The sequence below is a fragment of the Bradyrhizobium sp. 164 genome, assembly GCF_023073715.1.
Classification (GTDB): domain Bacteria; phylum Pseudomonadota; class Alphaproteobacteria; order Rhizobiales; family Xanthobacteraceae; genus Bradyrhizobium.
On the sequence record NZ_JADPKA010000001.1, the window covers coordinates 67,254 to 93,657 of the forward strand.

Here is a 26,404-nt window from a genome sequence, read left to right on the forward strand (position 1 = left end):
CATGCTTTGCGTCTGATAAGGAAGGCTTTGCCTCTGCTGGGTGGCGCAAGCGGCAGGCAGAAGGCGTTCAGTCACCGATGTAGACGCGGCCACGCCTTTTGGCGAAGTGGTAGACCACCACGCTTAAGAGCGCTATCAACGATCCGTAGACAGGAAACATCCAGGCCATGTGCTCGCGTTGCAACCACACAAGAAGATACGGTGAGGTCCCGCCAAACAATGAGACGCCGAGCGCGTAACCGAGCGCTACGCCCGTGGTGCGCACGGCACGCGGCATCAGGGTGGTAGCGATGAAGTTATAGAGGGCCATGTTGAACCCCACGATGGCTCCGCCGAACACCGTGACAAGGAAGAACGTGGAGATGCCCTTCTCCGAATAAAGCAGCGTCAGGAAAAAGCATGGGATGAGCAGTAGGCGCAGCAGCGTGAACGCACGCGAGGGGCGCACCTTGTCGGCGAAGGCGCCAACAAGGGGGGCGGCCAACATCCAGATCAAGACCATCAGCGTCATAATTCCGTATACAGAGGTGCTATTCTCCTTGAACACTGTGTTCGCCATATTGGGCAGACCGGTGTTCCAGGCATAGTTGGCGATCTGCACCGATCCGATCACCAGGATGACCGCAAGCAGGGATAGCCGCACGCTCCAGAGCGTCTTCCACACACCGCCGGTGGTTTCCTGAATCCGCGACGACTCATCCTCGCGATGCATAACCCGATGGATCAAGGTCTCCGGTACCGACGTGCGCAGATAAATGATCAGTAGGCCCAGCACCCCGCCGACCGCAAAGGGTACGCGCCAGGCCCACTCGCGCATCGCTTCGGGGGCAACCGATGCGCTCACCAGAAACGCAACCAGGCTGGATCCAAGGTTGCCTAGCTGAATGAAAGTGCCACCGATCAGCCCCAGATAACGCCCCTCCTCTCCGGGCGGCGCCAGTTCAATTGCGATTGCATTGGCGACACCCGCCTCGGCCCCGGTAGCAAGCCCCTGAATAAGGCGCATGATAAGCAGCGCCACAGCCGCCGTGACGCCGATGTCCCGGTAGGTCGGCAATAGAGAGATCAGCAGCGAGCAAACCGCCATCGCCGTCACCGAGATCATCATCACTCGCTTGTGGCTAATGCGATCTGCGACTGGGCCAAGCAAAGCCGCTCCCAGTGGCCGCGCGCAGAAGCCCGCCCCGTACACGGCTAGCCCCGCAAGCAGCGAGGTCGTGGGATCATCGGAAGGAAAGAAGTGCGGCGAGAGAAACGCCGCCATCACGCCGTAGACGTTCCAGTCGTACCACTCCAGCGCTACGCCCCCTCCGAGGCCGACGGTCATCCGTCTGTTCGCAATCTGATTATCAAGCTGAACAGATACGGCACTGGGTTGAGCAATAATGTTCATGTGTCCTCGAGCTCAGTCAATGGCGTTAATGATGCCGCGGTCAAGCAAGGGCGAGCAGCCGCTCGCTGGCTCTACTGCGCGGAGTGCGGCGCTATCTAAGATAAACGCGACTTGAGCGGGCCGGCTCGTAGCGGTGAAGGCGCAGGCGCCAACGGGTACGCGGCATGCCGCCGATAAGGCCGTCTTGGTTCGCGATTCGCAAGGTGCGGCCGCACGACCGGCTCTTGCATGACCTTAGTCAAAGAGATCGCGAGCGGCGATTCCGATCTGTGCAGCTGCCCAAGAGCAGACGCCACCGAACGCGCTGCGTACAAAACGCGCGCGAGCCCGTGTCCCATTCCCATGGTTTCCATCCCTCCTGTCGCCAAAGCGCACTCGTGAAGAAGCTGTTGTTCTTGTTGGACGGCGCCGCGCTACCACGCCGTCATCTCGCTAAGAAAAATCGCAGTTCTGAAATCGATTTCATAAACGTAGGCGCTCTAGATTCCGGAGTCAAGCGCGGAAAATGCTGCCCCTGAACCTTCTCTCCGTCTGACCAGCAATTTCTTTCTTGAGCAGCCAGAAACAGCTCGAAGCCTGGTCAGTCGGATTGACTATAATGAAGCATGTTTTGCGTGGAAAACGATTTCAGTATATTGGCTGCCTTTCTGACTTCTTTCAGGAGACACCCTCAATGACCGGCAAGCCCGATCTCATCCTCTCGACCTCTCCCAGGGCCCATGTGCGCGTTGTGACGCTGAACAGGACGTCGAAACGAAACGCCTTAAGCAACGACCTGATCGCGCAGCTTGGCGCGAGCTTGCGGGACGCTGCGCTCAATGAGGATGTTCGTTGCGTCGTCCTTTGCGGGCACGAAGCCTTCTTCTCTGCCGGAGCCGATATTAAGGAGATGCAGCAGCGCGGGTTTGAGGCAATCGACAATCCCGCGCGACGTTCTGCGTGGCGGGACATCGCCAATTTTCCAAAGCCTCTTATCGCCGCGGTTGAGGGAATTTGCTTCGGTGGCGGTCACGAATTGGCCTTGGTCGCCGACATCGCCATAGCAGGCGAAGGAGCGCGGTTTGCACAGCCTGAAATCAACATCGGGATTTTGCCAGGCGACGGCGCAACCCAGCGTCTGACGCGCGTGGCAGGCAAATCTCTGGCCATGCTGATGATACTGACTGGCCAATCCATTTCTGCCCGTGCGGCGATGCAGGCCGGCCTTGTCGCTGAAGTCGTCGAAAGCGGCCAGGCACAGGCGCGAGCGCTCGAGATCGCCGAACTGATCGCCCAAAAGCCGCCGCGTTCGACTGAGCTCGCCAAGGTGGCCGTTCTCGCCGCCTTTCAGACCACCCTGGACGCCGGGCTCGAATTCGAGCGCCAGGCAATTCGATGCGCATTCAACACTGCTGACCAGCAGGAAGGAATGAACGCGTTCTTCGAGAAGCGATCGCCAAACTATCGTGGAAATTAGCCGTCGCGATCCCCAGCCTTCGCTGCTGCCGGCGCTCCACATGTGCCGGTACTGGCCCACGATGCACCCGATTAAGCACTCCTTCGGATCGACCAGGCCAACGCTGCGATCTAGAATTCTGTCGTGCCCACCCTTCGAGCACCAATGTACATTGAACTTGCGGTGGCGCCTGTCAGGGACCATCTCGGCCGGTGCGCCCGGGCCTTCCTGCGCAAAGGTCAAAGCCCCTCTCGGTCGAAGTGGACCAAAGGTGTGGATTGACTAGGCTAGGTTCTGCGATCGACAGAAAGTCGCTTGATCCCGCTGTGGACTCTTAGGTTGGCTGGGGAACCTGGACGCTCAGGACCCCCAGCAAAAATTCAACGAATTCAACAAACGCTTGATCTAAAACAGCTTTTCATGCTTAGCGGTTACGAGTAGTGGTTACGAGTCACGGTTACGAGGACTCGAATGTCGATCGCCACTAACATCCAAAAACGTCCTGTCGCACGTCCTATTACGTCCGCGTCGGCGTGCCGCTGAAGCTCCAGCCGGTGCCTAAGCGGAAAGAGATTTGGCAGTCACTTAAGACGAGCGACCCCAGGCAGGCGCGTGACAGAGCGGCGCCTGTGATCGCGTCATTCCGTGCTCGCTTCGCTGACATGGAGCAGCGCCGGGAGCCCTCCCCGGCCGATCTCCAGACGGCGGTGTGGTCCCACTATGAAACCGGGCTGGACCACGACGGCCGGTCGCGCGCGGCGTTGCCGACAGTCGCGGCGTTGCGTGAGGTAACCGACAAGCTCGCAACCGATATCGAGGCGGGCCGCGTGCTCTGGTCCAGCGACCCGATGGTGCAGCTTAACGCGACCATTGATCTGATCGTCATGAGGGACGCGGCGAAGCTCGACCGGGAGCGGCGGGCGATCCAGCTTGCCGAGCTACGCAAGCACCTCGCCACCGGTGAGACGGCCTTAATCGAATGGAAGGCTGATGAGGTGATCCAAAGCGAACGGCTGCTGGTCGTCAAGGCTCGCCGGCCTACCGCGATCTATGCCAGCGATTGCAGCGCGCACAAATCGAGGTTCTGGAGCGTGCCGCCGAACGCGATGCCGGCAACTGGTCCGGTGTGCCCTCTGATCCGATCGTCGTGCCCGCCGATCTCACTCAGGGCAAACGGGTTGCCGCACCGGGCGAAACGCTGATGGAGCTTTACGACAAGTTCAAGACTGAGCGGCTTGGAGACGCGCGGCCGGATACTTGGGATCAGAACCGCAAGATTGTGAAGCTGTTCGCCGAATTCGTCGGCGAGGCGTCGCACGTCTCGGTGATCACGCGCAAAGCCGTCCGCAACTGGAAACAAGAGCTGGCCCGCTGGCCGGTGAAGGCGGCGGACAGCAAGGCATTCGAGGGAATGTCATTCCGTAAGGTAATTGAGGCGAACGAGACGGTCAAAAAGCCGACGATTAGCCAAAACTCGATCAACAAATATTTGGCGGCGCTCGGCAGTTTCGCACGATGGCTCTTGCAAAACGAGTATATCGACGATGACGTGATGAGCGCAATGTATCTGTCGATCGACAAGCGACGGAAGAACCGCTTCCCGTTCACCGTCGATCAGCTCAAGACGATCTTCAACTCGCCGCTGTTCGGCACGTGCCGAGGCGATGGCGCCGAGAGCAAACCGGGCAATGTGGCGGTGCGAGACTGGCGATATTGGATTCCGCTGATCGCGATCTATTCCGGTGCTCGCCTGGGCGAGCTTTGCCAGTTGCTGACGTCAGACGTGCGCCAACTTCATGGCGTGTGGATATTTCACATTACTGAGGTTGGCGGCGAGGATGAAAGCTCGACCAAGTCCACCAAGACGGACGGGTCAATGCGTGTGGTGCCGGTCCACTCCAGGCTGATCGAGTTGGGTTTCCTTGACTACCATGCAGGCGTGGCCGCACGCGGCGAGCAGCGATTGTTTTCCGAAGTCGATCGCGACAAGCGCGGCTATTTCGGTGAGGCCTCGAAATTCTTCAATGCCTACTTCAAAGCTGTCGGCGTGAAGGTGGACAGGCGCGTTAACTTTCATAGCTTCCGCCACAACGTCACCGACGCCTTCCGCGCGGCGGGTTACCTGGATGAGCAGCATGGCATACTGCCGGGGCATGCAAAGGCCAGCACCACGGGGCGGTATGGCGTATTGCCGGAAGGACCTCTGCGGGATCGCATGGCGATGATCGAGTCGATTCACTATAGCTTTTCGTGAGAATGGCGCGGCTTATTTGCTCGCCCCAGGCTGCTCCTTGTCTACAATCGGCATATTTAGTCCGTCCCTGTGTTGGCGCTTCGGATACTGCCACTCCGGCAATTTCAAGTCTTCGGGTATCAGTAGCTCGCCTATCATGGGAGGCTGCTTGCTTGGCTGCGATCGCAAGTGCTGCTTGCGGCTCTCGAGGCGCGCAACTTCCAAAGCCAATACCTTTTCGATCTGGATGGGAAATACGTATTTACTTACGTATGGCTTCGGATCAGTTCCGAGTTGGCCAGCATGCGCCAGCTCCAAAATCCTATAGTGCGCGCAAACGCGTGACAAATATGGCTGGATCTTCGCATCAGCCATTTTCGCATTGTCTAGAATAAACTTGCGCATGTTCCCCGCATTGGTCACCAACTCGCCGACGAGCGCTTTCTGATCTGTTGGGAGAGACTCCAGCCAACTCTTGTCGAACAACTTTTCAATTAACAAGAAAGTGGATGAATCCTGCTGCCGGCTGCGCAGGTCTCTGGATAGCAACGCGTTTGTGCCAGACATCTGACTGTATGGGCCATAGAAGCGATCCAGCTTATCCTGAATCTCCTTTACTTCGAGCTCATTTGCCTTTTGCCAGATCGTAGCTTCATTGTTGAGCTGGGACACGCGAAGCGTCTTCGTCGTCATTACGGCGCTAACAATGAGGGCAACGATGCCGACCGCTGCACTGCCCAACGGAGAAATAACAGTCGCGTAGTCTTTTGCCGTCCAAACGTCCGCGGCGGACGCGGTCGTGCTGGCAACCACTTGTATGAATGCACCGCCCGTGGACATGATCACTCCGTCGAAGCCGTTTGGTCGATAAAACATCCGCAGCCACCATAATCTGAATCCTCGCTTGACGAGGCGTGTTCCGACGTTGCGCGCATTCTGAAAGCGCGCAACGTGAGCGGCCGCTTTTTATTGCCATGCCGTCGATCCGCGAGGATAGATACGTCCTTCCCAAGGTATTCTCTGATCTCTTGCTCTTTCTGCTCGTGATAAGAATACACGTCGGGCAGCGTCTGCAACAGCAGGCGATAGTGCGCGTGCCCCGCTTTGATGCAAAACCCGAAGCAATTGTTGTGGCTGAAGCCAAGCGCGTATAAGCGAGGCGGCGCGATCCTTTCGGCTCGCATCCATTCGATGACGTCCCACTTGGCTAGCCAGGGCTCCGAACACAGCGGAGCCTCATACGTCCACCCCTCCAGGGCGCGTCTTGGCCTCAGACCTCCACCACGTCCGTCATCGAAGCGGTGCGCCTCCGTGAAGTCTATTCCTACGTAGCAAACGGTATCGCGGGGATCACAATTTTCTACAAGCCATCTGTCAGCAGCGCGACGTTTAAGAATTTTGCTGCACGGATCGAGTCTACTATTGCCTAAGAACCGCTCGTCAAAAAACACCTCCCAGATGTCCCGACCATCCTTCAACCAAACAAGTTGAGGGATAGTCGCAACTGCTTCCGTGCTCAAACGCTCCAAGTATCTTTTCCACTTTGGCCGATCCCTGAAGTCCGGAAACTCTGAGTATGATGGAACCTTCATTCTCCCCGAGAGGGAGATTCCGAAGACATTGGCCGCGCCTTCGATCAAAAATCGATAGGCATCCGGGTCTTCCATCAAAGTGTCAGTAAACAAAAGTTGCAGGCGGTCGAGGCCAACACGTTCGGCCACTCGCTTAGCGGCAGCCCAAGAGCCTGCGCCAGCGCTGAACATTACCACGTGCTGCATTCCAGAATCCCCCCGCGCAATCTAAGCGCGAGGACGATTCTGAGCAATAGGGCGGTGCCCAAAAGCAAGAGAGCGCGGTGTGATCCGCGCCCTCTTTTCCGGTCACTTGAGCTTCGCCGCCTGCGTCAACTCGCGGGCTAGCATTCGGGCGATGACCAATGGTGGCGAGCCGCCGACCTGGGTCGCTTTGGTCCCAAATTCGGTGGCGACGCGCACCATGCCGGAACGGATTTCGTAACTGCCGGTGCGGCGATCGTCGTCGTAGGTGAAGCTGGTCATGCTGCTTGCTTCAAGAATTCGTGCGGCATCAGCACGCCTTCGCCGCGGCACCACGCTTCGACGGTATCGATATTGCCGGTTGCAGTGATGTCGCCTTCCTTATTGACCAATGCGTATTTCGCACCGGAATGGAATTCACTCTCGCGCGCGGTGAGAGTGCAAAGGCTTTGACCGGTCGCACGCTTGTAGCGACGGCGGGCAGCGGAATATGTGATAGGCTTAAAGGGATCGATAGGCATTCACTTCTCTCCGTATCAGTAGATGAGTTTCTCCCCTGACAACTCAGCCGGCGGTTTGTGCCGCCGGCTGTGTCACTGATAGAGGAGAAGCGAACGGAGGTGTTCGCTTATCGGCCCCTATAGTCAGCGCGATATGGGACTTCGCACACTCTTCAGTGCGACATATTGTCCGCATGCTCTAGCGCGTCAATGATCAGGTCGCCGCGAATCTCGAGCGGCCAGATGTCTCCGGTCATGCCGAGCACAAGCTTGATCTCGTTCTCGCGGCATTCGCCGGCGGCCCGGCTCCCCTCGCTGAAGAGATTGCGGCTGTCGATCTCATTCAGAGCCGTGAAGAGATCGTTGTAGGCGGAGGTCGGAATGAACGTTCCAGATGCAGCGGACAAGATCAGCCCCATGGTTGGTGTGATGCACGCTGCCATGAGACTCATGTTCCTAAAGTGGCGTCAAGCCGTTGCTTCATCTAAAGATTGTAAGTCAGCACTGACTTACAATGGCAAGCAGGGTCCAGCGATCCACAGCTGAGCTCAAGTAACAGTTGTAGCAAGTTGATCCATCCCTCATTATTTTTCCCCAAGGGGCCGATAATCACCGGGGAAGTGAAGTGGAAAGAATTAATCCGTTTTCCTTTTACGATTTTGGAAAAACCATACAGACGCTGATCGAGCTATCAGGTGAGCTTCCGTCACAGCGGGTATTTTGGCCCTTGTGGCAGGCTAAGGTAAAGATGGAGGGCCTCCTCGGTGGGCAGCCAATCCCCATCGGCATAACCGACGGAAAAGCAAGAGAGGCGTATTTGCGCATGAATTCGCTCTGGGATGAACGATTTCAGACGAAGGATGCTGAAGGTAAGTCTTCCCTGCGATTTCCCGATGAGAAGGATCCCCCGATTAAGGAATGGGAGCTTAATTGGATACGATCCGCAGTCAGTGAGTTTGAGACTGTTTTTGCCGAAGAGATGCGAGAAACCGCCACATACTTCGTGCCTCGTCGTGGCATCTATCATACGCCAGCATTGGTTGATGCTGCCGACAATACCTTTCCCGCTGACTTGCAGCCCCACATCCCACAGAAGGCAAAAGACGATTGGAAAGCGGCTGGCCGGTGCTTGGCGTTCAATCTTCTTTCCGCCTCGGGCTTCCACGTTGCTCGCGCTGTGGAGGCTTGCCTTGAAGTCTATTATCAGTTGTTCAGCGGTAGGGCTGGCGCAACGCTGCACGGTTGGAAGGATTACATCAGCGCCCTGGAGAAGATCGCCGAAAAGGAACCTACTCCCTGCCCGTCTAAAAAGACGCTCACTGAATTGGATCAGATGAGAGAGGACTACCGCAATCCGATCGTTCATCCCCGGGTCGTGTTAACCGAAGGCGACGCCAGAATGCTGTTCGCAAACGGAGAGAGCCTGATCATAGCGATGGCGCAGGAGATTGCCGAAGCGGGGAAGGGTGTTCAGCACCCCCTCCAGCTTGAGGGAGGTAGTAACACTAAAGCGCCGGACATCCCCGAGGCGGCGGTCACAGCCGGCGCATAGAGGCATAGTCAGAGGAGAAAAGGTTTGCCGAAGTTCACCACCTTCAACGGCTACACCAACATTTTCGCCGACAAAGACGGCCGCCGATATCCCAGCGGCATCGTTCACCCTTCGGCGGAAGCTGCAATAGCAGCCCAATCAGCCACCCAGACTGTGGGAACCCCTATAGGCGTTGCGCAGATTATTTGGGATGAACCGGACGACGCTCCGTGGAAGCCTTGGATGAAAAAGACATGATCTCCCTAATCTCGCTGTAGGTCCATCTCGCGTCCTGTTGCAGCGGCCGGGTGACCGTGAAGGCTGGGCCGATCTTCGCTGACACACGCCGCAGGTTGCGCGTGGCGTAGGTTGCCCAGCCATCATCGCGCAAAGGCTTGATGTCGATCTGAAACTGTTTACCCCGCCCCGGCCATTCACCCCAGGCCCTTCGCATAGCTTCCTTTAGAAACTCGTTCTCGGTGACGCCAGCGAAGGCGCCATGGATATGCAGGCGTCCATCCCAATCACGATCAATGCAAAACCAGTAAGGCAACCGAACGCCAGCCCGGGCGAGTTGGTTGTCAAAAGACCGCTTCAGTGACTCAAGGAAGCCTTGTGGATGAGTCAGGGCCTTCTCCCGCGCCTTCTGAGTCAGGTTGAAGGTGAACGCATAAGCGGGCTTGTCTGAGATCTGGAGGGCCGCTGTCGCGGCCACGGCTTTGACTACGTCACCGGTAAGAGCCCACACGGGTATGTTGTCGTTGGAGGGTGTTACGGAGCTGCCGATACGAAGATTAGAGGGTGTGGGGTGTGCAACTGAAGTCTCTTCGGCCAGCATGTGAGCCGGAACGCGGAAAGCGGCTATTTTTTCGAGGATTTTCTTGTCTTTGAAGGCGGATTGCCGAACCCGCTTGGGGACTTTTTTCGACCGTTTTTGAGGCCGGTTGTCCTGCGAAATGGCAACGGTCCCGCTATATAGATGGTGATCTTCGGACGTTCTCTTAAGCAACGGCACGTTCGGGTCCTCCAGAAAGCCATCCGGGTTCGCCGCCGGGTGGCTTTCGCATTTCAGGTTGGGTTCAGTGAAGAGATATAGCGGGCGAATTCAGGATCACGCGCTGTTTCGTCACCGGAGGACTCCACCAGGACGCCGCTGGGTGCGGAGTTCCTGAGCGATCATGGTGCGAACCTGATGCTCAATAGAGCGCGACGTTCTCCCCGGTGCGTTGGTGGTCCTGGTCCGACATGCCGGGGGTGCCCTGGACTGTGACGCTGATCGACGGCGCGATGACATTTGAGGGCGCGATCATGGGCGCGGCCCCGCTGCCGGCGCCGCCGACAAGCCCGCCATCGGCAAACCGGGGGATGCGATCGCTGTTGATCGCCTCCAGGACCGCGCGATGCTTCGCCACGGCGGAGGCGCGGACCACGAATTCACCATTGCTGAGCCGCGCCGGAATGCTGTCCGACGTGCCCGTTCCTGATCCCGCGATGTAGCCGCCGACGCCTTGGTAACCGGTGCGGTGCCGCCGACTAGCCCGCCGTCTGCAAAGCCAAGGCCTCCAGACAGAGTTCGCATCAGCGGCTGCACGATCAGCATCTTGATCATGGCCTCTTCCAGGGCGCGGACGATCGCCCGGGACATGTCCGCGAACCCGGCCGATACGCTCTTTGTGCCGTCCAGGATGTCCGCGAGGCCGGTCGTAAGGCTGCTGCTCATGGTGCTGCCGATCGAGCGCATGGCCTCATTGGTCCGCATGGCCGACGCCTCAACCGAGTTCAGGGCGGTCCCTACGTCCGAATAGAGGCCCCTAAGCTGTTCGGCGATCTGCACGTCTTGAGGATCTAGGAGTGAGGTCTGCCGGCCGCGCCGGATTGACTGCGCCACGGTGGCCTTTTCAATGGCCTCGGTGGCAGCGCCATAGGCGGCGGTCACCTCTTCGATCCGTTGGCGCTGCTCAGCCGTAACGACGCCTTCGCCCGTGCCGGCGGCGGCGTTGGCCTGCATGGCAACGGTTTCGGTGCGCGTCACTGGCAGACTGCTCGCAATCAATAAGAGATATGAGAGCTTTGACTATTCCCACTTTCGCCATATCGAACGGACCATCCGCTGGATAGCCTAAACCCATGATGACTGCGCTCGATCTTGTATGTGAACTGGTCTCGCGCAATTCGCTTGTAGACGCGATCTATCTATTCAAACCAATCGCCTCGCCACCAATCCAAGAGAACGCTGCGCTCAGCGAAGACGAGCGGATCTTGGTAGCGGATGCATTGGATTTGAGAGCAAGCACATGCCTACCCTTCTGGGAGTGCCTCCTACAACTCATCAGCGTTAGGGATGTTGCAGCCCAGACGCTACTCACCCTCGCGAAAAGGCACAATCGACAAAGCGATACTGCGGAGCTTATACCGAGAGAAAGAGTCACTGTGGAAGGGCTCGTTGCGCTTGTTGATTCCCTAGCCCGCGGCACGACCCTCGCTCTCTCATCGAGGGTGCGATGTTTCAGATGGAGTAAAGCGACACATTCCAATGCTTGACTTCCACTGTAGAGAGTCGGCTCACAATGACTTGCTTATCCGGCAAATAGCCGAAGCATTGGAGATGAAGGGCTATCTCGCCCACTCTGGGCAATCGTATCACTTCTACGGTGCGCAGCTGATGAGTGAGGATGAACTGATCCAGTTCTTGTCAAAATCTCTGCTGTACTGCCCCGTAATAGATCGGGCGTGGATCGCCCATCAGTTGATTGAGCGGGCATGTGGCCTAAGGATATCGCCTGGAAAGAATTACACAGGCTACCCAACGATCTTTGCGCAGGTTTAAAGGGGCAATCTTTACGGCTAGACGCCGAAGACGGCCAAGTTGGCTTGGCAACGCAATAGGGGGCGGGAATGGCTAAGAGAATAAGGGCGCGGGTTCAGGAGACCCGGCATGTTCGTCCGCACAACGATCTCGACAGCGCGGCCTTCTATTTTCAGAACATCATCAAGGACAAGCTGGCGTCGAATACGCGCGATGCACTATTCTTTGACTGCATGGCGTGCTCCACCATGATCGCGTTCGCCTTTGAGGCCTACCTCAATTTCTTCGGAGCCGAGCTGATCAAACCATGGCACGAGCGCCAGGCCATCAATGACAAGATCAAGCAGGTGTTTTCGGCGCTAAAGCTGGCGCCCGACTGGTCGGTGAGACCGTTTAGCAGCATGAAAGCATTGAAAGAGCTGCGGGACGTGTTCGCACACGCCAAGCCGCAGACCTTCGAAATGGACAAGATCGTTGAAGCGGAGATCGGAGCGCTGGACGGGAAGCGCTATGACATAGGACCTGAATGGGAGAAAACCTGCACCCCTGACATCGTCCTTGCGGCCTACGAGGACCTGGAGGCGGCTTGGAGGGTGATGTTCGAGAACTCGGGGCTGACCGTTTTCCAAGCCATGGACCACGGCGAAGGCGGCCTGACCTTCATCGAGCATGTGGAAGAAACGCCTACTACTTCCGATCGGTGATTTCCGCGGCGTAACCAAACGTCATAGTGAACTTTGTCAGTGTCACCTCGTCGTCAGTCCAGACGCACCTCTGGCCATCTTTCCAACCGCTAATCCAGGTTACGCCGAACCCCTCAATGACCCGCATGCTACGCGTATGGAATTAGGGTCGAGCACAATGCAGCACCGGGGCCATTTCATCGTTTGCCAATCAAGAAGGCGTTTGGGCTTTTAAGCCACAGCTCTTTCATTTCCTCGGGCATCCAGCGGGGCATCGAACTCCTGCCCGTCCATATCAGATTGCGATCTTTTCTTGCTACGATCGTTCTCGCGGTCCAAGCGTCGAAACTCCCGCGCCATCAGCTCATCGTGAGGCTTGCGAGCATTTTGGTATACACGATGCGTGGCTTCGAGCGTGTACTTCATATCGTTCAGGCCGAGGTCCATGAAGTCAAAGATGACCTTGCGGCCCCCTTCACCGGCGGCGGTGTCCGCGGATTCTGCTTTTTCGTGTAAGGAGTCATCTGCTCTACCGTGGCCAATCTTTCGCGGTGAGCTTTTGGCGAGCTACATGGTTTGGCCGGTTAGTCAGGTTAACGATGAGCGCGATAGCAGCCGTCGTAAATGCGCCCCGCGTGCTTACCGCCACATCAGCATAGGGCTTTGCTCGGTAGGTCAAGGACGAACACAAGCCCTGGATCTTTTTGTCGTCAAACGACATCTTGACTTGGTGGGCGAATTCATTCCTGATCTTTCTTATCAACTCACATTCTTGGCATTCAGTTTCCGACAGCAAGCCAAGGGCTCGGACGGCCGCGATTCGAGCAGAGAAGGACGATAGGGGCGCGTTAGACCGCGAAAGCAATTTGTTGGCCGACGCCTTGTTGACAAGAAACGCCGCCAATATTCGCTGCAGAAGGTCATCGATAAAAGCTGCTGCGGCTAGCGCGGCACCACGCTCGGTTTCCTTGTTGAAGTCGTCGAGAAATTCCCCAAATCCATGAAGGTGGGGATACTTTTCTTCGAGCGCGAGAACCCTTTTTCTCACGCGCCTGACAGCGTCAAGCCGGTTCTCCTTTTCCGCTTCAGTCACGAACTCAATGTCTCCAGATAAGGCCGATAACTGCGAGGCCGAAGCCCATGCACCACTGCCAGTACTTCAGCCAGAACTCGGCCACAACGTGTGCGGCCTTCGAAGTCCAGTGCCTTTTGTAGGCCCCCTGCAGGATGAAAACCAAACCGTTGGGGTCATTGCGCGGCGGCACATACTCCCCGTCCCACCAGCGTTTCAGCAATTGCTCCATGCGAATCACTCCGTTTTTTAGACGGAGACCATCTATCATCCTCGGATTCACCGAAGCGCAAGCTTGAGAGTCCTATCCACCGATGAAACATTGCGGTTGAGGGAAAAGGGCAAAAATGCCGATTTTGCTTGACCTCGCAGGCTTGACGCCGAATCACAAATCACGACCCATGGGCAAACGGAGCGCGTCCATGAGCAAGCTGACGTATGGGATCTACATGACACTCGGGATAGCTGTTGGAGCCTTAGTCGGCTCCGGTTTGGGCTGAGAGCCTGTTGTGGCTTCGTCCCGCCTGCGGCCGATGAGTTATCAAGCCCCGCCTTCGGCGCTTTTCCCGGCCTGCCCAAGCCCTATGGGCGTTAAGGCGGCTCGGCACAGACACGGGCGGTGCGGCTGATATTGAGGATGGGCCCCTGCACCACCCCATGAAGCCAAGTAGAAGGAAGGCTCCATTTCGGATACGCTGTCTCCGACTATGCGCACCCTGCTGCATTCCAGTGCCTCCTACTCCCGACGGCGGAGCGGCTAAGAGCTTAATTGGTCTCGGGTGCGCGAGAGATATCGTGGCTTTGCAAACCAAAGGTCGAGGACGAATTCTCTGACTTCAAAGACGTTCCGCATTTTAGGATATCCCGCTCGGCCTTTAGCTTGGCGACCTCACGGCGCAGCCGCTCGATCTCTCGCTGCTCGGGCTTCATTTGCCCGTGGCCGGGAAAGGCCTGCACCGGATCGGAGCCGAACTCTTTCACCCATTTGCGCAGTACGTTCTCATGAACATCCAGGTCGCGCCCGGCCTGCGCCACCGACACCCCGCGCTCCCTAACCAGCTTGACCGCCTCGATCTTGAACTCGCGACTGAACTTCCGTCTCTTCATCGCCCACCTCCGGCTTCATGAAACACCAAATCCTGGTGTCCATCAAACCGGCAGCAGCTCAAACATATATCTGTCGAACATTGCGAACACAGCTGACGGCCGCATCGGCGTGCGAGTGTACCTCGGAGAGAAAGTTGCTGAAGCTGCTCTGCCCCAGCTGCTTGCTCATCGTTCCGCCGTCGAAGCCGAGATCGGCCATAAATTGCAGTGGAATCCAAATCCCGAGAATGATGACAAGATCATCTCGCTTTTTCGCGAGGCAGACCTTTATGAACGGGAGAAGTGGCCGGAGTACATCGACCGGCTAGTTAATGAGGTCGACAAGTTTAGGAAAGCCTTCGGCCCCCGAGTAAGAAATCTGAACCTGGCCCAGGAGATCGAGGTCGGCCAAGCCGATGCTCAGCCCTCCGTCTAGGATTTGAACGACATGGGAACGTCAGTAAAGGAAGGCTTTACTGTTTCTTGAGATTGCGGCGCTCATGATCTCGGTTGTGTGGCTCGGGGCGGCAGTGGTCCGGCTCGAAAATTATCGCTACGCCAACTTTATTGGCGCCTGTTCGCAGTTCAATATCAAGGATGCTCGGGAGGGAATCGACCGTGAGGCGTGCCTTGATAGTGCGAAAACTCGTACGAATTCGGCTTGGCACCTCGCTTACGGTCTGAAGATTTTGTGAGGTGGTGGATGGTGGCGTCAGCAGCTTTCCCTGGAAATCGGCACGCGCGGCCAAAGTAGAATCCAAGAGGATGAATGGTCCAAGAATCGCTTCAATTGTTGACTGACCTGGATGACATCCGTGATGCTTTCTCGGTTTGGCGAAATGCTATGGAGCAGCACGGCGAGAGGCTCGCTAGCGTTTGGTGGCTTCCGACTGGAAAGATCTACTTCCGCATAAATGGGAATGATATCAACCTCGGTTTAGATCCTACTGGTGATCATTGGACTGTCGAGCTGAACGAGCCCGAGCAAGGAACAGAAAATCCCTTGTCCGGCGTGGCGCGAGATTCAGCCGGGCAACGTTATCTACTTAGACAAGGCACGCTGCACAAGAATGCCCAATCTGCTCGCATAGAGAGCCCTGACTTCGAAGAACGAACTGGCCTTCAGCCCGCTGCGATAACGATAGAAGGCAAGCCAGCAAAACGGGCCTGGTTCATAGTGACGGCGCTTGACCGCCCGGCAGCGGAAATCTGTCAGAACACGGCGGGCTTTGTAGATCGGTGCAGTCTCGCTAGGAACCCCGATGCTGCGGCGACGGCAAAGCAGGACGCCAAGCGCCTCGTCGAGTTATTCGGTCCGCCCGAGAAAGGCGGCAAGATCGTGGGGCAACCTACGGTTAGCCGCAAAGAGCGATGGCGCATCCACGGCGAGGTCTGGCAGAAGCTGAAGGGCCTCTTCTACGCGGATGGCCGTGAACTGGTCAAACCCCTGCACGCTTACGGCTACGAGGTTGATGGTGTAGTCGAAACCCAAGCTGGGAAGCTGCTGCTTGAGATTAAAACCGGTGTCGCGGCGGCAGACGTTTACGAGGGCATAGGTCAGCTAACCCTTTATCCCAGGTTGTTGCCGCGGCTTTCCGGTCACCGTCGGATTCTGCTTCTTCCAGGCTCACCTAGCGATCCGCTCGTTGCAGCGGTCGGCGAATGCGGGGTTGAGCTTCATTGCTACAAATTTCACCAGGACGGCGCGAAGGTGGATGTCTTCTTCTCCCCGCAGTTTCTCAAGCTGTGTGATCTCGCCCCCTAGCGGTGTGTCCACCCGTTGCGAGCTCAGGCACACGCCAAGCCAACCCCGACAAATCCACCGGGGTTTCTATCGGTGTCATCATCTTCGCGGCCGGCTTGAACGAGAACCCCTCGCATGTGCCCTACGCTCTCCTTGCAGTTGGCGTGGCCCGGAGAACTTCAGGGACAAGTCGTGCTTCCCGATACATAGCTCCGAGTTAGAGTGAGGCGTTCTCCCATCTCAGTAAACTCAAATTGTCGCAGAGCCACTCTCGGAACAACCGAAGCTGATCCGTCGTTCACCGACACTCTCAATTGATTTCGGTGGGAGGCATTCACCGGTTAAGGCTCGCATTGCTTCATTGCCACTGTCGACCCTCTTACGGACGAACGTCGAGAATAGCTTTCCGCATCTAAACCAAACTTCGAGCGATGCCCCATCGGCCCGCCTGCAAAATCGAACGTCCAAATTCTCGGCGGGTGTCGGAGGCTGAAGTTTGTCAATTTTGCTAGCACAAGCCGTGGCCATGACAGGAGCAGCATCCTTCATCGACATATTCGGCTTGAGCCCGAAAACCTCCCACTCCTTCCCTGAAGCCCCTTGAGACAGCCAGAACGGACAGTAAGGGAGCAAGTAACGTGACTAGTCGCATTGCAAAACTCCGGATCGGTCTGGCGGCGGCACTCATCCGGCCGCGCATTGAATTTCAGCTATTAGGGAGGAGGCGTTAGGGGCAAGCGTTTGCGGGCATCGTTGGGGTACGCCGTTTCCCCCGCTAGAAAACAACCAAATAAGCAAATGCTCAAGACAACGCCGGGAATGTGGCTGGGGAACCTAGATTCGAACCAAGACAAACAGCGTCAAAACCTGTTACTCGTCCCCATAATCAAGACATTCCAAAAAACTCGGTCGCGTTCTCGCAAAGGATCCTGACCGCCAATCGTTCGGCGTTGCGGGATCGAAAGTAACCGCTCGCAATTTTCTCGTCCAGAACTTCGCCAACCAATTGGCGCGCGCTTTGAATCGCCGCGAACGTCTCCTCAACGTGGAGGCAATCTCCTCCGAGCATCAATCGCGATTCATCCGGCAAGACTTCAATGGCCTCGTGCAGCGCGAGCTTGAAATGAGATGGGCTCAACAGAAAAGACCAACACAAATCTAACCAAACATTTCGGTACACAAACGCCATTCCCAATAAATCCCGGCTCCAGGGATAGGCCAAATGCATCAAGAGAAAACGGGTCCGAGGATGACGCTCAATCAGGGGGGCAATCCGCAAGGGATGTGAACCGCTTATGATCGCGGTCCCGAGGTGAGTTTGAACGGGTAGATCCGCCTCGGCTGCGAGTTGACAGAACAAGTCGACAACAAAGTCGCTGAAAGCCTTGCGCGCTCCAGGGGACGGCGACATTTGCCCCCACGCCTGCCGAGCCAGCTCTTCGTTCGGTTCATCAAAGCTTAGATCCCGGTCATAGGCGAGCGCGTTCTTGAGCGCAATCTGATTGCGCCCGGCGCATCCGGCTACGAGCTCGCGGATCGCGGCGCAATAATCGTCGAAGGTTTTCACCTCCATGCCGAGACGTCCAAGCAACGTATGTCCGGAATTTCCATTGTGATCGCGAGATTCAGCATGCCAGCCTAAGGCAAATGCGTTGATGCGCAGGACGGCGTCGTATCTGTCGCCAAGGACCGGGCGCGGGTCGAGCAATGGGTCGAGAAAAGGGTCCGTTACGATCCTCTTGATGGCGGCGCGCCCAATGACTTCGCTTGGCCATTTCGGATCCTTGTGGCGTAAGCGTACTGAAGCGTCTACCGCCTCCCAGTTTTCACGCGTAATTCCGTTGTCAGCAACGCCGTAAAGGTCAGCAATTCCACCCACGAGGTTACGGACGAATGCGTTTGAGCCGCTCTTCTCCAAGAATGGCGCAAGGGCCTCCCAAGTGGTCGGCTCAGTTGCAGCAGATATCATACTGCTAGTCGCCTTAGGTTCGGATGGCAGGACATAGTTTGTCCAAGCCGCATAGCTCTGTTGAAACAGTTTCAGCAGGTTTACGTCGCGGCTGAGGGCGACCTCGGGCATGTGATGTTCATGCACATCGACGACTTCGCACGCATTAACAAATTGGTTAATTCCATCAGACATTGTCCGTCCCGCACAGTCGTTGTATGGAAGTCGATGAAGCCGCTTCTCCGCCCGCGCGATGAGAGCCGGGGCGATGCTCCTATGGCGCCAGATACGCCAAAAGACGGGGGTCGCCGCGCAACTGCTGCGATGGCCCCGACAGCGCGACGCGGCCGCGATCGAGCACATACGTATGATCCGCTACGCGCATTGCGAGATCGAGGTGTTGCTCGACGATGATGACGGCGATGTCCCTGGCAAGCTCGCTCAAGCGCTCGGTGATCTCCTCGACAACGCCGATCCAGACACCCTCGGTCGGCTCATCCAGCAACAGCAGCTTTGGCTTTCCCAGCATCGCGCGCGCGATCGCCAGCATCTTGCGCTCGCCGCCGGACAGCGTTCCGGCCGGCTGATCCAGGCGCTGGCCGAGTTTCGGAAACATTCCCATTACCCGATCTACGGCCGATGTATCGCGGTGGAAAACCGATCCGACCGCGAGATTGTCGCGCACCGAGAGGCGCGCAAACACCGAATGCTCCTGCGGCACGTAGCCAATGCCGGCGCGCACCCGCTCGTCGGTCCGGCAACGCTTGATGTCGCGGCCATCGAATTGCACCTCGCCCTTCCAGATCGGCAGCTCGCCGACGATGGCCTTCATGAGCGTGCTTTTTCCGGCGCCGTTGCGACCGAGGATAGCCACACCACCGCGCAAGGGAATGGCGATATTGACGCCAAACAGGACCTGGCTGCGTCTATAGCCAACGTCGAGATACTTGATATCGAGGAATTCAGGCACGGCGCAGATAAATCTCCTGGACGTTTTTGTTGGCCTGGATTTGCGCAACGGTACCTGACGCCAGGACCTTGCCCTGATCAAGCACCGTCAGGCGGTCGCAAATGTCGCGGATGAAATCCAGGTCGTGTTCGACGATGATAAGCGAGCAATGCTGTTTAATCGGCTGCAGCAATTCGCCGGTGACGCGACGCTCCTCGAGACTCATGCCGCCGGTCGGCTCGTCCAAGAGCAGAAGGCGCGGATGGCCTGCGAGCGCCATCGCGATCTCCAGCCATTGCTGCTGGCCGTGCGATAACGCAGCCGCAGCATCAAAGGCTCGATCGGCAAGGCGGAATTGGTCAAGCATCATCATGACCTTATCGTGCAGTCGTCCTCGAGTACGCGAGAACACCAGATCGAGCAGCGAGGATTGGGCCTGCAGCGCGAGGAGGATGTTGTCGTACAGCGTCAGCGCCGGTAGTACGGAGGTGATCTGGAATTTCAGACTCATACCCGCCCTTGCACGCTCTGTCGGTGTGAACGCGGTGATGTCGGTGTTGGCGAAACTCACCTTTCCTTGTGTCGGTACTTCCGCCCCGGCCAGGCACTTCATCAACGTGCTTTTGCCGGAGCCGTTCGGGCCGATGAGGCCATGAAACTCGTTTTCGTCAACTGTGAGCGCGGCACCGTCCAGCGCGGTGAGCTTGCCGAAGACCTTGGATATTCCGGCGGCTTCAAGAAGCGGCATTACGTATCTCTTTCGGGCTCGGGCCGAAGGTACCGACACGCTCCCGCTCACCGAGCACCAGGCTGATCAGGCCGAGCGGCCGGAACAGGATGACGAGCAGTAGCAAGACGCCGAGAATGATTGGCCAGATGTCGCGATAGTTGTCGGAGAGCCAGAAACTAAGGCCCTCGACGATTGCGGTGCCGATCACGGCACCAATCAATGTCCCAGAGCCGCCGAACAGGACGTAGAGCACGACCTGGGTCGACATCACGACCCCCAGCATGGTGGTCCAGACGAAGCCCTCATGGAACGCATAAAGGCTTCCGGCAATGCCTGCGATCGCGCCACCTATTGCGAAAATGATTGCCTTCAGGTGTTGAACTTTGTAGCCGAAGAATGCGATGCGCTGTTCGTTCTCCCGCAATCCCGCCAGCGCAAGCCCGAACTGCGAGCGCAACAGAAAGCGCGACGATAGGTAAACCAGTATCAGAATGACCAGCGCCAAGTAATAGAAAGCCGGTCCCTCGCTCAGTGCATACGATCCGATGCTCATCGATTGGATCGAAGGGATTCCGTTCTGACCACCAAGGTAATAAGAACCGCCCGCCAGCCGGTCGGCCGCGTAAGCTCCGGTCATGGTGCCGAGCGAGACGAAGACGATGCTGGAGGCGTGGCGGCCGAGCAGCAGGAAACCGGCCAGCAGCAACGCAGCAACGAAGCCGATCAGAGTACCGAGCGGAATTACGGCAAAGATCGACGCCACGTTGAAATCCCGTGAAAGCAGTGCCACGCCATAGCCGGCCATGCCGAAGAACAACGATTGCCCTAAGCTCAAGATCCCGGCATAGCCCCACACCAAGTCGAACGACAATGCGAAGAGGCACAGAATAAGCACCCGCGTCGCATACACCGTGATGTAGTCCTGCAGCAGCAACGGCGCGACCGCGGCGATGATCAGCACCGCCACTTCAATAACTGGAAGCACCTCTTGGCGGCCGGCGTTTGCAGACGCACTGATAGTGAGGGTCTGCGACGGTTCGATCACGCAGGACGCTGCACGGGTTCCGGTGCTGGTCGACGATACCTGAGACATTCAGCACTCCTTCGGGTCGACCAGGCCGGCGCTACGGGCTACGATCTCGTATTGGCCGCCCTTCGCCACACCGATGTACATGTTCATCTTACAGTGGCGCTTGCCGGGCACCATCTCCGCCGGCCCGCCCGGACCTTCCTCGATCTTGGCGTGATCCAGGGCAGCAGCTACCGCGACCCGGTCAATCGTGCCAGCTTCCTTTACCGCAGCTTCCCACAGCTTCAGTCCTCGATAAGTGCCAGTGGCGGCGCTGCCTGCCGAGAACCGGAACTTGGCAGGAAACTGTTCGTCGTACGCCGCCTGAATCTTGGCGCTCACCGGATCCTCGGATGTCAAAGCCTTGTAGTAGTCAAGGCTGCTTGCGAGACCTTCAATCTCATTGGCCTGGTTCATTACAAGTGTGTTCTCGTCATAGTAGACGCAGCCCAGCCGCCCGCCGTTCTTGGAGAAGCCCGCTCCATAGAGCTGCTTGAAGAAAGGGCTGACGCCGGGAGGGACGATGGTGTTGAACACCACGTCCACCTTGTTGGAGATGATGCGGCTCACCGTGGAGGAGAAATCGATCTGGTCGAGCGGATAGTACTCCTCGAAGATCACCTCGCCGCCATTGCTCTCGATCACCTTGCGCGCATAGGCATTGATCGTTTGCGGCCAGATATAGTTGGAGCTCGGCATCGCGAAACGTTTGCCGCCATTCTTGATTAACCAGGGAATGAACTGGTCGCAATTCTGAGCCGGTACCGGCCCGGTGCAGAACAGATTGGGCATGCACTCTTTGCCCTCGTAGCCCTCCGGATAGATGTAGAGCGTCTTGCCACGAGAGATGATGACGTCCTTTATGGCATTGCGCATCGAGCTTGAAATGCCTCCGAGCACCAGGTCGACCTTGTCTCGCTGGATCAACTTGCGGACGTTGCCGACTGCGACCGACTCGTTGGAGGCCGTGTCCTCGATAAGGAGCTCGATCGGACGCCCCAGTAGACCGCCTTTGTCATTGATCTCCTTGACGATCATGCGAGCGACATTAGCGTCGGTATTGCCGGCAAAGCCGAGTGAACCGGTAAGATCAGTGGCGATACCGACTCTGATCGGGCCTTCCGCGGCGTTGGCCCAGGCCGGGCGGATCACCCAGCTGCCCGGGCCGATTGCAATAGCGGCAGAGGCGAAGGCGAAATTGCGAAGAAAACGGCGGCGGCTGAGTTGTTGGCTGGCGTTGATCATCAGTTAAACCCCTCTTCCCGAGACCAGGCCTTGCGGCCGGACCTTAATGAAAATGATGGCGAGCACGAAAACCAGAACGTCGGCGATCACCGGCGACATCAGCCAGGGCAGCGCGGCACTGAACGTGCCGATTGCGCTGGCGCCGGCGACAGGGCCGGCAAAGGACCCGACCCCGCCTACCATCACGGCGACGAACCCTTGAATAACGAAGCGGATGCCTAGATCGGCGAACAGCGAAAAGAGCGGTACGATCAGCGCGCCGGCCAGACCCGCGAGTGCCGCACCAAACGCAAAGGTCACGCTGTAAATCATGCCGGTGGAGATGCCTGAGGCCCGCGCCAGCGACGGGTTCTCCAGCGAGGCGCGGACCCGCAGGCCTAAGGAGGTGTAGGCGATCAGCGCATAGCTGGCGGCCATCACGAGCACGGTCATGACAACGATCACGCAGCGCCAAGTGGCGAAATGCAGCGTGCCGATGGTGATGGACCCACCGACCGGCTCCGGCACCGAGAGATATAAGCCGCCAGTCAGGCCGCGCACGACCTCACGAATAATTAACCCGAGCGCGTAGGTGCCGAGCATGGCGACGATCGGCGCCGCGTAGAACCGTCGCACCACGAGTCTTTCCAATGCGAGCCCGAGCGCGCCGACCGCAATAGGCGCGGCGAGCATGCCTAGCGCGACCGGCAAACCGATGCTGTGCACGAGATAGGTGATGTAGGCACCGAGCAGGACGAACTCGCCCTGTGCGAAGTTGAAGATGCCCATCATGCTGGCAATGATTCCGAGACCGAGCACGACCAGCACCACGATGGCGCCGAAGCTCAAGACTTCGAACGCGGCGATAAACAGCGTATCCATGTCGCTACGTCACATTCCTCGGACTTGCGAGCGCATCCTCCGGTCCAGATTGATCGACGGCGTGAGCTGCGGTTGGCATGCAAAGGGCTGGTGACACGAGGCGCTCCTGAAAGGTTTCATCCCGGCACCTGAAGGTGCGGCCGATGGTGCGTTTCTTAAGATGGCTCGCCGATCGACGTTTTATTCACGATATGCAGGGCGAGTTCGCCTAGCAGGAGCGCAACGCAATCTGAGTAATATGGGGTAATGCGGCATTGATAAGCGGCATTGTGCTTGCGGTAGCGGAGCTCTCGACGAGCAAGCAACTGTCGCCATATCACCTACGTAATGTGCGTGCTGCAAGATGGCTCAGTCATTGAGGTGGTCGACAACGTGCCGATGCTGGAGCAATTGTTGCGCGGGGTGCCTGGCGCGACGCCTGGTCGCCGCAAGGTCGCCGAGCCTGACTGCTTCATTGTTTGGTGCCCGCGAGCTCAAGCGCAAGCATGTGACCTTCGGGTTGCAGGCGCGCCCGTCCTTGCCCCAAAATGATTGAAAGACAGCGGAAAATAGCCTCCCAGGCTCAGCCTACGACAAGAAAGTTGCAAGGACGTTTCTGAAGACAACACGTTTGTGCTGGCCTCGCCGAACCGCCTACAACAGTCTCGGTGTGGGCACGACGCAGCTCTACGACAAAACCGTGAGCTACAATCATTAGCGCCATAGGGAGTTTGAGCTCAGCAACCGCGAGTTTGCTTTTCGCATGAGGCAACGCTTCCCGAAGTCACTGACGAAGGAGTTCCTGCTCGTAGATCTCGTCAACAACATCGATCAGCTTGCCGAGGCCTAGGATGAAGTGCTCAAGCGCCGCGGCGGAGCGAACCGCCGAGTCCGACCAGAAGCGTTTGCGTCGTGCGGTGAGCGCATACGGAAGTGAACGCGCCAAGAAGTTCTTTGAAGGTTCGCTGAGGGGCAACGAACTACATGCCGCGTGATTTCCTCCACAAACATCCGCAGTTGGCGGATCTAATTCGGATTGTGGCGGACGGAGGGCATTGCTCCGGCCCTGGTTGAAAAGGACTACTGGATCATGCACTGCCTTTACGGGCTTGACGAACTTGGCTTCACATTTCAGCTCAAAGGCGGGACTCGCTTTCCAAGGGTCACAAGATCATCGCCCAAGACAGCGACATCCTGATCGGACTCCCTGGCCAGGATGTGAACGTCGCCAAGAACCAGACGCCTGGGCAGCCGTCACCGCTTTCGTAGCCGCGTCCACGTTCTTGCTCAACTGCTGCGGCGGCTGAAGCGTTTTTGTTTGGTGTTGTTAGAGATCGTGGCTCACTGCGGAATAACAAAGCGCGAGATGATATGCAGCCCAGACGAGCTTTGGATATCCCAAAGAGTTGCGTCTGTTCTAACGCCGAGAGTGCCACCTCGCTCAGAGATGAGTTCTGTATGACGGGGCGTCCGAAGGCGTCGTTCAGAGCGATCTCTGCTTGCCACTGATGTCTGGATCATGTCTTTCGCGACCCCAGCGAATACATGCCGCCACGCACCTGAACTTCACCGTCAAGCTCTAGAAGCCGCAGCCTTTTGCCCCTGATGAGCCGACAGCAGGATGCTGTTCACGGCGCGGTATGCGAAGACGATGGCCGGACCGATCGTGATGCCTGCTCCGGGATAGATTCCACGCATTGGCGAGGTCATGTCATTGCCGCAAGCATAGAGACCCATGATCGGCCTGCCATTTTCGTCCAGGACCTTGCCGTCAGTATCAGTTGCCAATCCAGTCGCTGTTCCGAGCGTTGCCGGCACGATCGGCAGCGCGACAAATGGGGCGTTTCTGATTGCTCCAAGATTTGGATTTTTCATTCCCACGGCAGGATCGCCCTGCGTGCGGTTGAAAACCGATTCTCCACGTTTGAAAAGCGGATCGCGCCCCTCGGCGGCGTGGGCGTTATGTTCCTCGATCGTCTTTTGAAGCTCAGCAGGGTCTAGCCCCAACCGGTTCGCAAGCTCTTCAATCGTTTTCCCCACCTTGATGTATCCGAGGCTTGCATATTTGTCGATGCTCAAGGTCCAGGGCCAGGGGAGCAAATGTCCCATGCCTCTTAAGCGGACGAAGTCGTGATCGCAGATGAAGTAGAATCGCTTGTCTGCCGGATATCCACCTTTGAAAATTGCCAGGCAGATGTCGTGGTACGAATTGGATTCATTGACGAAGCGCTTGCCATTTGGCCCCACAGCAATGACGCCCGGGCGGCCACGGTCGAGCCAGCCGTACGGGACAATTTGCGAGCAGCTGCCGCTCTTCAGGATCGACACGGGCGTCCAGAAGCCGGCAGAGGCCACATCATTGTCAATTGCAGCTCCGCGCCTGGTCGCAAGCCTAATGCCATCTCCCGTGGCATCGGGATGGGCCAGCGTGTCGTCATGCTGGTGAGGGCCGCTTAGCTCGGCTCTCAATTGCGCGTTATGAGCAAAACCGCCCGTTGCCAGGATCACCGCATGCGAGGCGCACACGCGAACCTCAGAATCGATCAGCTTGACGACTGCCCCCGTGACGCGCCCCTCTTCCAAGATGAGGTCTATAACAGGCGAGGCCGGCCAAATCTCTACGTCGTATTTGCGCAGGCTCGCGAGCAACCGCGCGATCAAGGCATTGCCTCCGCTGAGCTCGGTGCCACGCCTGTAACTTAGGCGGTCCCTTACGTAGCGACTGAGGCGACGCAAGACATGCTTGAGCGAAGCAAACGATTGGAACGGGTTCAGAAAGCTTCTCACCTCGCCGGACGAGATCATCATCCCGCCGAGCACAACACGAATAGGGTCGCCTATCAGATCAAAATCGCTGCCTAGAAGCCTTCCATCATAGGGTGCAGGGCTGAGCGCCCGGCCCTTGTCAACCCCGCCGACCTGGCTCGAGTGATAATCGGGCACAGACGCCAGCGTGAACTTGACCTCTGTCCCGTTCTCAAGTGCTGTGAGCGCAGTTGGACCGTCCTCAAGATAGGCCTCAACAAAGCCTGCCCGATAATGGATGCCAAGTTCATGCTGCAGGTAGGTCTTTGCTTTCGCAAGCGAGTCATCGATTTCAGCAGACCGCGCGTGGGGCGAACAAGGAACCCAGATCATGCCGTTCGACAGCGCCGTGGTGCCGCCGATTCGCGGAGATTTTTCACATACCGTAACTCGCAATCCGGCCTTTGCCGCATAGAGCGCCGCTGATAGTCCGGCCGCACCGCTACCGACCACGAGTACATCGGTCTCCCAATCATGATCCAGCCTGTTCCCTCGGGGGAATGTGATTGTCTTATCGTTGCCTGATCGGCCGATCGGCTTATCCATTCCAGCCTCGCTGC

At 57.6% G+C, this 26,404-nt stretch carries 26 protein-coding genes and 2 pseudogenes; 7 read left to right on the plus strand and 21 right to left on the minus strand.

Annotated elements, in window-relative coordinates; translation table 11 throughout:
- Positions 1 to 67 precede the first annotated feature (67 nt).
- A complete protein-coding gene (locus IVB01_RS00230) occupies positions 68 to 1,393 on the minus strand; it encodes an MFS transporter (protein WP_247494126.1) in 1,326 nt (441 codons plus the stop codon).
- Between the two features lie 673 nt (positions 1,394 to 2,066).
- Here IVB01_RS00230 and IVB01_RS00235 point away from each other — a divergent pair.
- The 3 genes and pseudogenes from IVB01_RS00235 (at position 2,067) to IVB01_RS35575 (ending at position 5,082) form a co-directional block, all read left to right on the plus strand.
- Positions 2,067 to 2,849: an enoyl-CoA hydratase-related protein gene (locus IVB01_RS00235; RefSeq protein ID WP_247494127.1), complete on the plus strand. Its 783-nt coding sequence runs from the start codon at positions 2,067 to 2,069 to the stop codon at positions 2,847 to 2,849.
- Positions 2,850 to 3,349: 500 nt separating this feature from the next.
- A pseudogene (locus IVB01_RS00240) lies at positions 3,350 to 4,030 on the plus strand (DUF6538 domain-containing protein); the annotation flags it as partial.
- Positions 3,976 to 5,082: a site-specific integrase gene (locus IVB01_RS35575; RefSeq protein ID WP_247494129.1), complete on the plus strand. Its 1,107-nt coding sequence runs from the start codon at positions 3,976 to 3,978 to the stop codon at positions 5,080 to 5,082. The pseudogene IVB01_RS00240 and the gene IVB01_RS35575, both read left to right, overlap by 55 nt.
- A gap of 12 nt (positions 5,083 to 5,094) precedes the next feature.
- Here the strand turns inward: IVB01_RS35575 and IVB01_RS00250 are convergent, their stop codons facing one another.
- From IVB01_RS00250 to IVB01_RS00270, 5 genes are all read right to left on the minus strand, one after another.
- Entirely contained in the window at positions 5,095 to 5,901 is an 807-nt protein-coding gene (locus IVB01_RS00250) for a hypothetical protein (protein ID WP_247494130.1), read from the minus strand.
- A gap of 2 nt (positions 5,902 to 5,903) precedes the next feature.
- Positions 5,904 to 6,839, minus strand: coding sequence for a hypothetical protein (locus IVB01_RS00255; protein ID WP_247494131.1), 936 nt, complete (start codon positions 6,837 to 6,839; stop codon positions 5,904 to 5,906).
- A 102-nt stretch (positions 6,840 to 6,941) separates the two neighbouring features.
- Positions 6,942 to 7,118 carry a hypothetical protein gene (locus IVB01_RS00260; RefSeq protein WP_247494132.1) on the minus strand — a complete coding sequence of 59 codons (177 nt, stop codon included), beginning with the start codon at positions 7,116 to 7,118 and terminating at the stop codon, positions 6,942 to 6,944.
- Positions 7,115 to 7,357, minus strand: a complete 243-nt coding sequence (locus tag IVB01_RS00265) for a hypothetical protein (RefSeq protein WP_247494133.1) — start codon at positions 7,355 to 7,357, stop codon at positions 7,115 to 7,117. The genes IVB01_RS00260 and IVB01_RS00265 overlap by 4 nt, the downstream gene beginning before the upstream one ends.
- Before the next feature lie 152 nt (positions 7,358 to 7,509).
- Positions 7,510 to 7,779, minus strand: coding sequence for a hypothetical protein (locus tag IVB01_RS00270; protein ID WP_247494134.1), 270 nt, complete (start codon positions 7,777 to 7,779; stop codon positions 7,510 to 7,512).
- Between the two features lie 182 nt (positions 7,780 to 7,961).
- Here IVB01_RS00270 and IVB01_RS00275 point away from each other — a divergent pair, with 182 nt between their 5' ends.
- On the plus strand, positions 7,962 to 8,888 hold the full coding sequence (locus tag IVB01_RS00275) for a hypothetical protein (RefSeq protein WP_247494135.1): 927 nt from the start codon (positions 7,962 to 7,964) through the stop codon (positions 8,886 to 8,888).
- Positions 8,889 to 9,069: 181 nt separating this feature from the next.
- Here IVB01_RS00275 and IVB01_RS00280 read toward each other — a convergent pair whose 3' ends face one another.
- Positions 9,070 to 9,882, minus strand: a complete 813-nt coding sequence (locus IVB01_RS00280; RefSeq protein WP_247494136.1) for a hypothetical protein — start codon at positions 9,880 to 9,882, stop codon at positions 9,070 to 9,072.
- 291 nt (positions 9,883 to 10,173) lie between these two features.
- Positions 10,174 to 10,899, minus strand: a complete 726-nt coding sequence (locus IVB01_RS00285) for a hypothetical protein (protein ID WP_247494137.1) — start codon at positions 10,897 to 10,899, stop codon at positions 10,174 to 10,176.
- A gap of 863 nt (positions 10,900 to 11,762) precedes the next feature.
- Between IVB01_RS00285 and IVB01_RS00290 the strand changes: the two genes are divergently transcribed.
- Positions 11,763 to 12,377 carry a hypothetical protein gene (locus IVB01_RS00290; protein WP_247494138.1) on the plus strand — a complete coding sequence of 205 codons (615 nt, stop codon included), beginning with the start codon at positions 11,763 to 11,765 and terminating at the stop codon, positions 12,375 to 12,377.
- Positions 12,378 to 12,587: 210 nt separating this feature from the next.
- Here IVB01_RS00290 and IVB01_RS00295 read toward each other — a convergent pair whose 3' ends face one another.
- The 4 genes and pseudogenes from IVB01_RS00295 to IVB01_RS00310 all read right to left on the minus strand — a co-directional run.
- The gene (locus tag IVB01_RS00295; protein WP_247494139.1) at positions 12,588 to 12,803 is read right to left on the minus strand and encodes a hypothetical protein; all 216 of its coding nucleotides are present in this window, start codon (positions 12,801 to 12,803) and stop codon (positions 12,588 to 12,590) included.
- An 82-nt stretch (positions 12,804 to 12,885) separates the two neighbouring features.
- Entirely contained in the window at positions 12,886 to 13,449 is a 564-nt protein-coding gene (locus tag IVB01_RS00300; protein ID WP_247494140.1) for a transcriptional regulator, read from the minus strand.
- A 4-nt stretch (positions 13,450 to 13,453) separates the two neighbouring features.
- Positions 13,454 to 13,660 carry a hypothetical protein gene (locus tag IVB01_RS00305; RefSeq protein ID WP_247494141.1) on the minus strand — a complete coding sequence of 69 codons (207 nt, stop codon included), beginning with the start codon at positions 13,658 to 13,660 and terminating at the stop codon, positions 13,454 to 13,456.
- Positions 13,661 to 14,274: 614 nt separating this feature from the next.
- Positions 14,275 to 14,535, minus strand: a pseudogene (locus IVB01_RS00310) (transposase); the annotation flags it as partial.
- Between IVB01_RS00310 and IVB01_RS00315 the strand changes: the two are divergent.
- Entirely contained in the window at positions 14,504 to 14,950 is a 447-nt protein-coding gene (locus IVB01_RS00315) for a DUF4268 domain-containing protein (RefSeq protein ID WP_247494142.1), read from the plus strand. The pseudogene IVB01_RS00310 and the gene IVB01_RS00315 overlap by 32 nt on opposite strands.
- Before the next feature lie 37 nt (positions 14,951 to 14,987).
- Here IVB01_RS00315 and IVB01_RS00320 read toward each other — a convergent pair whose 3' ends face one another.
- Positions 14,988 to 15,263, minus strand: coding sequence for a hypothetical protein (locus IVB01_RS00320; RefSeq protein ID WP_247494143.1), 276 nt, complete (start codon positions 15,261 to 15,263; stop codon positions 14,988 to 14,990).
- A gap of 20 nt (positions 15,264 to 15,283) precedes the next feature.
- Between IVB01_RS00320 and IVB01_RS00325 the strand changes: the two genes are divergently transcribed.
- Positions 15,284 to 16,279: a hypothetical protein gene (locus IVB01_RS00325; protein ID WP_247494144.1), complete on the plus strand. Its 996-nt coding sequence runs from the start codon at positions 15,284 to 15,286 to the stop codon at positions 16,277 to 16,279.
- An 865-nt stretch (positions 16,280 to 17,144) separates the two neighbouring features.
- Here IVB01_RS00325 and IVB01_RS00330 read toward each other — a convergent pair.
- The 8 genes from IVB01_RS00330 to IVB01_RS00365 all read right to left on the minus strand — a co-directional run bounded on the left by IVB01_RS00330 (position 17,145) and on the right by IVB01_RS00365 (position 26,390).
- A complete protein-coding gene (locus IVB01_RS00330) occupies positions 17,145 to 18,401 on the minus strand; it encodes an amidohydrolase family protein (protein ID WP_247494145.1) in 1,257 nt (418 codons plus the stop codon).
- A 79-nt stretch (positions 18,402 to 18,480) separates the two neighbouring features.
- Complete coding sequence (locus tag IVB01_RS00335; protein WP_247494146.1) at positions 18,481 to 19,176, minus strand: ABC transporter ATP-binding protein; 696 nt, start codon at positions 19,174 to 19,176, stop codon at positions 18,481 to 18,483.
- A complete protein-coding gene (locus IVB01_RS00340) occupies positions 19,169 to 19,903 on the minus strand; it encodes an ABC transporter ATP-binding protein (RefSeq protein WP_247335109.1) in 735 nt (244 codons plus the stop codon). The genes IVB01_RS00335 and IVB01_RS00340 overlap by 8 nt, the downstream gene beginning before the upstream one ends.
- Positions 19,890 to 20,978 carry a branched-chain amino acid ABC transporter permease gene (locus tag IVB01_RS00345; protein WP_247494147.1) on the minus strand — a complete coding sequence of 363 codons (1,089 nt, stop codon included), beginning with the start codon at positions 20,976 to 20,978 and terminating at the stop codon, positions 19,890 to 19,892. Before IVB01_RS00345 ends, IVB01_RS00340 begins: the two co-directional genes overlap by 14 nt.
- Positions 20,979 to 22,199, minus strand: a complete 1,221-nt coding sequence (locus IVB01_RS00350) for a substrate-binding protein (protein WP_247464222.1) — start codon at positions 22,197 to 22,199, stop codon at positions 20,979 to 20,981.
- Between the two features lie 3 nt (positions 22,200 to 22,202).
- Positions 22,203 to 23,060 (minus strand): branched-chain amino acid ABC transporter permease, encoded by an 858-nt coding sequence (locus IVB01_RS00355; protein ID WP_247494148.1) that lies wholly within the window; start codon positions 23,058 to 23,060, stop codon positions 22,203 to 22,205.
- A 763-nt stretch (positions 23,061 to 23,823) separates the two neighbouring features.
- Positions 23,824 to 24,015, minus strand: a complete 192-nt coding sequence (locus tag IVB01_RS00360) for a hypothetical protein (protein WP_247494149.1) — start codon at positions 24,013 to 24,015, stop codon at positions 23,824 to 23,826.
- A 596-nt stretch (positions 24,016 to 24,611) separates the two neighbouring features.
- On the minus strand, positions 24,612 to 26,390 hold the full coding sequence (locus IVB01_RS00365) for an FAD-dependent oxidoreductase (protein ID WP_247494150.1): 1,779 nt from the start codon (positions 26,388 to 26,390) through the stop codon (positions 24,612 to 24,614).
- Positions 26,391 to 26,404: the final 14 nt, after the last annotated feature.